This is a genomic window from Streptomyces sp. ActVer (assembly GCF_027270795.1).
GTDB classification, from domain to species: domain Bacteria; phylum Actinomycetota; class Actinomycetes; order Streptomycetales; family Streptomycetaceae; genus Streptomyces; species Streptomyces umbrinus_A.
The window spans coordinates 1-7628 of sequence record NZ_JAPWHT010000482.1 but is presented as its reverse complement, the minus strand read 5'-3'; the positions used below and the strand labels follow the sequence as shown (position 1 = coordinate 7628).

Here is a 7628-nt window from a genome sequence, read left to right as displayed (position 1 = left end):
GTCTCCGCTCCCGCCCCCGCCCTCCGACCCCCACGCCGAGATCACCGCCGCCGTCGAGAGCGGCAGGCACGCCGAGGCCGCGGAGCTGGCCGGGCGGCGGGAGCAGGAAGCGCTGCGGGCGCACGGGCCCGGCGCCGACGAGGTCGTGCACTGGATGGAAGTACGGGCGGATCTGGCCATGTTCGCGGGCGACGCGGAGCTCAGCTGCCGGATCTGGCTGGCGGTGGCCGACGTACGGCTGGCCGCGGGGCAGGAGCCGGGCGCGCCCGGTGTCGAGGCGGCCGTGGACCGGGCGCATCACCAGTGGGGCCGTATCGACGACTCCGCGCGGGCCCGTGAGCTCGGGCCCGCGCTGGCCGACCTGCGCCTGCGCGTTCCGGGGCGTCGGCAGGGCGCGTTGGACGATGTCCAGCGGCACCTCAGCCGGCTTCAGGCACAGGTCTGACGAGGCTGAGCCTTTCCTCGTCGCCGGAAGGCGCCGGGGAGCGCGCTTCCGAGAGGCAAGTGAATCAAGCCAAGATCACGAATCGGTCTGGGCCTGATCAGAGTTCCCTCAGAAATCCCTGTGCGAGTAGACGTCCCCCGGACGTGATGGCCTGGCACGGGGCGACGCTGCACCACCCGGCCGGGTTCTGCGCGGCCAGGCCGGGTTCAGTCCGCGCACAGCAGATAACCCGTGCCGCGCACGGTCCGTATGAGTGCCTGACCGGGACAGCCCAGCTTGCGGCGCAGGTAGTAGACGTACGTGTCGACGCTGCCCGAGCCCTCGGCGCGGTGGTTCCAGACGCGCTCCTGGATCTGGGCACGGGTCAGCACCCGGCCGGGGTTCTCCATCAGGTAGCGCAGCAGGGCGAATTCGGTGGTCGTCAGGCTCACCGGCCGTCCGCCGGACCAGACTTCGTAGGTGTCGGCGTCCAGCCGTACGTCGCCGGCCAGCAGGCTGCGGCGTTCGGCCGAGCGGACCGAGGTGCGGCGCAGGAGCGCCCGGACCCGGGCCGCGAGTTCCCTGAGTTCGAAGGGCTTGGTGACGAAGTCGTCGCCGCCCAGGTCGAGTCCGCGGACGCGCTCGTCGACCGTGTCGCGGCCGGTGAGGAACATCACCGGCATGGTGTGGCCCCGCGTACGCATCGTCCGGCAGACCTCGAAGCCGTCGATGCCGGGGAGGCCGACGTCGAGCAGGACGAGATCGGGGCTGTGACGGGAGAGTGCCTCCAGCGCCTGGCGGCCCGTGGCGGCGCCGGTCACCCGGAAGCCGAGGAACTCCATCGCCGTGGTGAGCAGGGCGCGCACGCTCTCGTCGTCGTCGACGACGAGAAGGTGGGCGGGGGCAGGGGAGACAGGGGTGGTCATGTCCTGTTCCTTCGCTGTGCCGACCGTGAAGGTGGGGGGTTATTGAGGATTCAACCTCAGGGGGGGGCACATCGTCACACGTACCGCTCGGTAGCGGGTAACACGTGTTACCGAGCAAAAATCTCCAACGCCCCCGACACCAGCGTCCGTACGCCCGGCCCGACCGTCGCCAGGTCGGGGGCGAAATGCGGGCTGTGGTTGCTGGGCACGGCCGCGAGCTGTTCCATCAGGTCGCCCCCGGCCGCGCTCCCCGCCGCGTCCCACACCTCGGCGGGCGTGCTCGTCACGAACCAGTACGCGTACGGGAGTCCGCCCTCGGCGAGGAGGGGGAAGTCCTCGCTGCCCATGACCGGGCCGAAGTCGAGGACCGTGCCCGCGCCGAACACCTCGCCGTGCACGGCGGCCACCCGGCGGTCGGTGTCGGCGTCGTTGACCGTCATCGGGAAGCTGCCGCCGACCGTCACGGTGGGCTCGCGCCGGCAGCCCGCCGCGACGCACTCGCCCGCCGCGATCCGCCGGATCGCGGCCAGCATCCGCTCCCGCACCTCGGCGGACTGCGTACGGAGGTTGAGGGCGATGTGCGCCTCGGACGGGATGATGTTGTGCCGCGTGCCCGCCTCGATCCGGCCGACCGTGAGCACGGCGGATTCGCGGGCGGCGACCTCCCGCGAGACGACCGTCTGCAGCCTCGTCACGATGTACGCGGCCGTCACCACCGGGTCCACGGTCGCCTCCGGCCGCGAGCCGTGCCCGCCCACCCCGTGCACGACGATGTCGACGTCCGTCGAGGCCGACATGATCAGTCCGGGCGAGTGCGCGTACAGCCCGGTGGGGCCCGGGGCCGCGTGCTGGGCGAGCAGGACGTCGGGGCGCGGAAAGCGTTCGTACAGGCCGTCGTTCACCATCGCGGCGGCGCCCTCGCCGGTCTCCTCGGCGGGCTGGCCGACTACCAGCAGCGTGCCGTTCCAGGTGTCGCGCCCGGCGGCGAGCGCGTCGGCGGCTCCGGTCAGCCAGGTGACGTGCAGGTCGTGACCGCAGGCGTGCATGACCCCGGGCGTCCCGGACGCGTACGGCAGTCCCGTCTCCTCGGCGACCGGCAGCGCGTCCATGTCGCCGCGCAGCAGGACGGTCGGCCCGTCGCCGTTGCGCAGCATCCCGACGACTCCGGTGCCGCCGATGCCGTCCACCGTCTCGTACCCGGCCCCGGCGAGGCGCTCGGAGAGTCTCGCGGCCGTCCGGTGCTCCCGCCCCGACAGCTCGGGATGGCGGTGCAGATCCCGGTAGAAGTCCTCAAGGGCCGGGACCGGCAGGTCGGCGGTGAGGTCCAGCGCTATGCGTGCGGCGGGAGAGGTCACCGGGCCAGCGTATGTCCGTACGCCGTCCCGCGGGCCCGGACGGGAGCGGCCGCCGACGCGAGGGGGAGTGACAGCCGCGGCCCGGGCCGGACCCGTTCCCCCCGCGGAGCGGACCAGGTGTTCGTCAGAGCGGCGGGTGCGCCGGCGCCGGCCCAAGTGTCGTGGTGCCCGGGGCAGTCCGGTGCCCCAGCCCCGTCCGATACGCGTCCAACGCCGCCTCGATCCGCCCCGTACGCCGCAGCAGATCCCCCAACAACCGGCACAGGTCGGCCAGGTCGCCCGCCGCACCGGCCCGTTCGAGCAGGCTGAGCGCGCGCACGTAGTGCTCCTCGGCGGTCTCCGTGTCCCGGGCGTCCTCCGCGATGATGCCGAGCAGCCGGTGCGCGGCCGCGGAGTGGACGGCCCCGCGCTCCGAACTCAGGTCCCCGAGCACGTCGTGGAGCAGGGCCGCCGCCTCGTCCGACTTCCCGCGCCGGTGCAGCACGTCCGCCAGTTCCACGGCGACCTGGCTGGTGTAGAGCGTGGCGCGCTGCGCGGAGTGCATGGCCTGCGCCTCGCGCAACTCGCTCTCCGCGCGCTCCATGTCGCCGTTCTGCGCGTGCATGTACCCGCGCATCCAGTGGCAGTTGGCGAGCTCCGTACGGATCTGGAGCTGGCGGTACAGCTCCGCCGCCTTGCCCAGGGACGCGTCCGCCTCGGCGATGCGGCCCTCGGCGATCATCGTGCGGGCGACGGACCGGTGCATTCGGGCCAGGAGCGCGGGCTCGCCGACCTGGGGGGCCAGCGCGAGCGCGTACTCCGCGGCCTGTGCGGCCCGCGCGTGCGCTCCCATGTCCATGTACGGGGCGATGATCGCCGCGTAGAGCAGCAGCAGGGCGTCCGGATCGTGCAGCCCGCCACGGTTCAGCTCGTCGATCGTGGATTCCAACAGGTAGCAGGAGTACCGGAGTTCACCCGCGAGGTAGTGCGAGACCGCCCGGCCGCGCAGGGCCGGGACCCGGACCGGCAGCGGGGAGTCCTCGAGCCGCTTCTCCGACTCCTCGAAACGCAGCCGGGCCGTCCCCAGATCCCCTGTGGCCAGGGCGCATTCGCCGAGGCCGAGGAGCGCGGCCGCGCACTCGGCGTTCAGCCCGTGCGACTCCGCCTCCGCGAGCAGCGCGGTGTACTGCTCGGCGGCGACCTCCGCCTCGCCGGTCGCCAGCGTCCGCTGGGCGTCGGTGAGCCGCAGCCGCAGGTCCGTGGCGAGGTGCGCGGGCCGCCCGGTGGCGAGCTCCTCGTACGCGACCCCGAGCCGCTCCGCGATGTGCCGCAGCGCCTCCTCGGAGGGCCGTACGCGGCCCGCCTCCAGCGTGGAGACGTACGCGGGTGTGTAGGCGGGTTCCGCCAACTGCTTCTGTGTCAGCCCGCGTTCCGTACGCAGCTGCTGCACTCTGCGCCCGATGATTCCCGGGTCGTCGCGCTCGGCCATGGCGTAAGCATGCCAGTAAGTCGACTTACACCCGCACCCTATTCAACTTCCCGTTGAAAGAGGGCAGTTAAGACGGGCGGGCAGGCCGCCGATCGGCTCAATGCGGCCCTTGCCCCGGAGGCGAACACGCCCTAGGTTAAGCGGCGCGTTAAGTGCACGATGACGCAGACTTAATACGCTGGCCTACGTTGACGATGCGAGGTTGTCGCCGTGTTCCGACGCATTGCCACTCGCTTCTTCCCCGCCCGGTTCGTGACCGCGCTGGGGGCCGCCGTGATCGCTTTCGCCGCGCTGATCAGTGCGGCGGAGGCGGGGCCGCAATAGGGGCCCGCCTGGTGTTCTGCTTGTTGGGTGCGGGCCGGTGGGGGCTTGTCGCGCCCACGCGGCGGAGCCGCAGAATGTCACAGCCCCGAGCCCCTTGAAAACAAGGGGCTGCGCCCCTGAAGAGACGGGGCTGCGCCCCTGTCCTTCAGCCCCCCACCGGCCCGCCGTGTCAGCCGGTCAGCATTCGCCTCGCCAGACCACTCGGGTGATGGTGAGGCCTGCCTCGGCGTTGGCCTTGTGCTTGCCGGGGCCCGGGTTGCAGTGGAAGCAGTCGGTCGACGGCTGGCCGCCCAGGAGTGATGTCACGTCGACGTGGTCCGCGCCCGGGAAGACGGTTCCGTTGTTGAAGATGGAGCCGACGGACAGGTTGCCCGACCAGTTGCCCGCGACCACCGCGATGGGGGTCCCCTCGCCCGAGCGAAGCCGAGAGTGAGGGAGGGATCAGCCACGACGGACCCGCAGACGAAGCACCACCCTCCCCGCGGAGCGCTCAGTTCTCCAGGCGTACCGGCATCAGGAGCGAGAACGTGTCCTCGGTGTCGGCCCGGCGGACGGCCAGCGGAGCTGTAGGAGCCCCGAACTCCAGCACCAGCCGGTCGCGGGCCCCGGCGGCGAGCGCGTCCAGCAGGAACTCGCGATTGACGGCGACGTGATCCCGGTCGGCGCCCCCCTCTTCGCCCCCTCCTCCCTCCTCGCCGTCGGCGCAGACGGTCACCGTGCCGTCGGCCTCCGGCCTGAGCACGCTGAGGTCGCAGGGCGTGCCGTCCGGCCCGGGCGTCTCGCTCGTACGGACGGGGCCGGTCTCCAGCGCCTCGCGGAACGCCGGTACGTCGACGACCGCGCGGCGCCCGGCCGGCAGGCGGACGAGACGACGGTAGTCGGGGAAGTCGTGGTCGAGGCACTGTCCGGCCGCCTGCCGGTCCCCCGCCTCCAGGGTCACGCGGTCACCGTCCACGGAGAGCCGGACGGGTCCGTCTCCGTCCTCACCGCTCAGCAGCGCCCGCATCGCGTCGGCGAGCGGGGCGGGCACGATGACCTGTTCACGGACCCCGTCGTGCCCGGTGGCGCGGGCCCGCGCGACGGCCATCCGGTACCGGTCGGTGGCCACGACCCGAAGTGCCTCGCCCTCGATGTCGAACAGGACGCCGCCGAGCATCGGCAGCTCCGGGTCGGTACCGGCGGCGAAGCGGACGGCGTCCAGCGCGGCGGCCAGTCCGGCCGCCGGGACGGTCAGCCGGACGGCGGCGGTGCGGAGCGATGTCATGGGTTTCTCCCTGCCTTCGAGTAGCGCTCGGACCGCGGAGAACTCGCTGCGGGCATCGGACAGCCCCAGTTCGAGCCGGCGCAGATGCGCCTGAAGCAGCTTCCGTACGAGATCGGTGTCCGCGCCGGACCAGCCGGCCAGCACCAGCCGGATGTCCGGCAGGGGCATACCGGCCCGGCGCAGCCGCGTCAGCAGGCGCGCCTCCTCGCACTGCCCGGGGCCGTACCAGCGGTAGCCGCTCACCGGATCCACCCAGGCGGGGACCAGCACCCCGGCACGGTCGTAGAACCGCAGGGCACTCACACTCAGCCCGCTGTCCCGGGCCATCTCCCCGATACTGCGCATCTCGCTCTCCACATCCGGAACTCTGGGCCCTGCACAAGGTCGAGGGTCAATCCCGACCGGCAGGCACCCTCCGCGAGACGGATGACTAGGCCCCGTCGGGTTCGGGCGAGAGCATCATGTCCTTGCGGGAGTAGAGCGGCAGTCCGCTGGTGTCGAGCTTCCAGGTGCCCACGTCGGTGGTGATGGCGAGCGGGGTTCCGTAGGGCTGTTTGTGGAGGCGGTTGCCGTATGCGGGGCGCCCTCCGCACCTGTCGATGTCCCACTGGTAGGTCCAGGTGCCGTCGCGAGGGTCGAGGATCAGGTAGTTCTCGATGCCCATGGCCGGGTAGTCACGGCTCTTGGCCTCGTAGTCGTTGGCGGGGTTCGACGGCGAGACGATCTCGATGGCGAGGAGGATCTGGCGCGGGTCCAGTGGATCATCGGTCAGCATCGCCTCACGCGCGGTGACGATGATGTCGGGTACCCGGAGCTTGCCGAGGACGCCGTCGTCGGTGTCGGTGGCCTCAAAGGCGCCAATGCCCTCGGGCAGCTGTGAGACGAGTTGGTCGCGGACATCGGAGGCGGTGACCTGGTGACGCGGGCGCGGGCTCATCATTATGACGAACGTCCCGTCACTGATCTCGGGATACGTGAAGCCGCGTGGCGGCGTCAGGTGGCCGCGCAGCTCACGCAGATGCCGGTAGATGGCCTGCTGCGACATGGCCGACTCCTTGCTTCCCGTCATTTCACCAAGCTATCGCCGATCGGGTTCACGAACGACTGACAGCCACCTGCTGGGTAAAACGAGGACCCCGCACAGAAGCACCGGTTAGCCTGCGCAGACGTACGTGCATACATGCGTACGAACGGGTACGTGGGGCGGGAAGCAAGGCACGTGGAGGCGCGGGGCGGGGAGGCGCGGGGCGCGGACCTGGGCGGCGCGGACACGAGTGGTGCCGGGAACCGGCGCAGTGTGGCCGACGGGGCGCGGCTCGTGGCCCGGACGCTGGTGTACGTGGTGGTCGGCGGGGTCGCGCTGGTCGTCATCGCCACCGTCGGGACCGTACTCGGGCCGATGGTCGCGCTCGACATCGCGACGCCGGCCGTGGCCGCCTGGTGGACAGCCTGATGCGGCGTGGAGTCGCACCGGCGGCGGCACTGGCTTTTACGCGGACGACGGGCATGGTCAAGACGCCCACGCCCGGCACGACCACACCCGCAACCCGCGCATCGCCTGGCTCCTCACCGCCCCCGCCCTCGGCTCGTACGGCGCCGGCCGCGAGGAGGCCAGGGTCGCCGCCCAGGGCACCGGCACCTTCCCCGAACTGCCCGCCGGGCACCCCGTCGACCTGACCCTCGGCGCCTTCGCCTCCCGTGCGGAGTGGGACACCGGGGCGTCCATGAAGGGCCGCACGGTCCGCCTCACCGGCTTCGTGACCCGCGACGACGACGGCACCTGGTACATCGCCCGCCTCCTCGTCACCTGCTGCGCCGCCGACGCGCAGGCACTGAAGGTCCGGATCCGCGGCGCGGACGCCCCGGC

At 71.9% G+C, this 7628-nt stretch carries 7 protein-coding genes and 1 pseudogene; 2 read left to right on the top strand and 6 right to left on the bottom strand.

Features of this window, described 5'->3' with window-relative positions; translation table 11 throughout:
• A pseudogene (locus O3Q52_RS44775) lies at nt 1-445 on the top strand (hypothetical protein); the annotation flags it as partial.
• 206 nt (nt 446-651) lie between these two features.
• Here the strand turns inward: O3Q52_RS44775 and O3Q52_RS44770 are convergent.
• The 6 genes from O3Q52_RS44770 to O3Q52_RS44745 all read right to left on the bottom strand — a co-directional run bounded on the left by O3Q52_RS44770 (nt 652) and on the right by O3Q52_RS44745 (nt 6806).
• Nucleotides 652-1350 carry a response regulator transcription factor gene (locus tag O3Q52_RS44770; protein WP_269654259.1) on the bottom strand — a complete coding sequence of 233 codons (699 nt, stop codon included), beginning with the start codon at nt 1348-1350 and terminating at the stop codon, nt 652-654.
• 107 nt (nt 1351-1457) lie between these two features.
• The gene (locus tag O3Q52_RS44765; protein WP_269654258.1) at nt 1458-2705 is read right to left on the bottom strand and encodes an amidohydrolase; all 1248 of its coding nucleotides are present in this window, start codon (nt 2703-2705) and stop codon (nt 1458-1460) included.
• A 124-nt stretch (nt 2706-2829) separates the two neighbouring features.
• A complete protein-coding gene (locus tag O3Q52_RS44760) occupies nt 2830-4173 on the bottom strand; it encodes a helix-turn-helix domain-containing protein (protein WP_269654257.1) in 1344 nt (447 codons plus the stop codon).
• 501 nt (nt 4174-4674) lie between these two features.
• Complete coding sequence (locus O3Q52_RS44755; RefSeq protein WP_269654256.1) at nt 4675-4890, bottom strand: hypothetical protein; 216 nt, start codon at nt 4888-4890, stop codon at nt 4675-4677.
• Between the two features lie 97 nt (nt 4891-4987).
• Nucleotides 4988-6106: a MerR family transcriptional regulator gene (locus O3Q52_RS44750; RefSeq protein ID WP_269654255.1), complete on the bottom strand. Its 1119-nt coding sequence runs from the start codon at nt 6104-6106 to the stop codon at nt 4988-4990.
• 85 nt (nt 6107-6191) lie between these two features.
• Nucleotides 6192-6806 carry a Uma2 family endonuclease gene (locus tag O3Q52_RS44745; RefSeq protein ID WP_269654254.1) on the bottom strand — a complete coding sequence of 205 codons (615 nt, stop codon included), beginning with the start codon at nt 6804-6806 and terminating at the stop codon, nt 6192-6194.
• Nucleotides 6807-6941: 135 nt separating this feature from the next.
• Here O3Q52_RS44745 and O3Q52_RS44740 point away from each other — a divergent pair, with 135 nt between their 5' ends.
• Nucleotides 6942-7214, top strand: coding sequence for a hypothetical protein (locus O3Q52_RS44740; RefSeq protein WP_269654260.1), 273 nt, complete (start codon nt 6942-6944; stop codon nt 7212-7214).
• Nucleotides 7215-7628 lie beyond the last annotated feature (414 nt).

What these genes read in the sequence shown, in the direction of transcription:
- O3Q52_RS44770 (WP_269654259.1), bottom strand. Translation starts at nt 1,350, where the DNA reads ATGACCACCCCTGTCTCCCCTGCCCCCGCCCACCTTCTCGTCGTCGAC.
- O3Q52_RS44760 (WP_269654257.1), bottom strand. Translation starts at nt 4,173, where the DNA reads ATGGCCGAGCGCGACGACCCGGGAATCATCGGGCGCAGAGTGCAGCAG.
- O3Q52_RS44740 (WP_269654260.1), top strand. Translation starts at nt 6,942, where the DNA reads ATGCGTACGAACGGGTACGTGGGGCGGGAAGCAAGGCACGTGGAGGCG.
- O3Q52_RS44745 (WP_269654254.1), bottom strand. Translation starts at nt 6,806, where the DNA reads ATGTCGCAGCAGGCCATCTACCGGCATCTGCGTGAGCTGCGCGGCCAC.
- O3Q52_RS44750 (WP_269654255.1), bottom strand. Translation starts at nt 6,106, where the DNA reads ATGCGCAGTATCGGGGAGATGGCCCGGGACAGCGGGCTGAGTGTGAGT.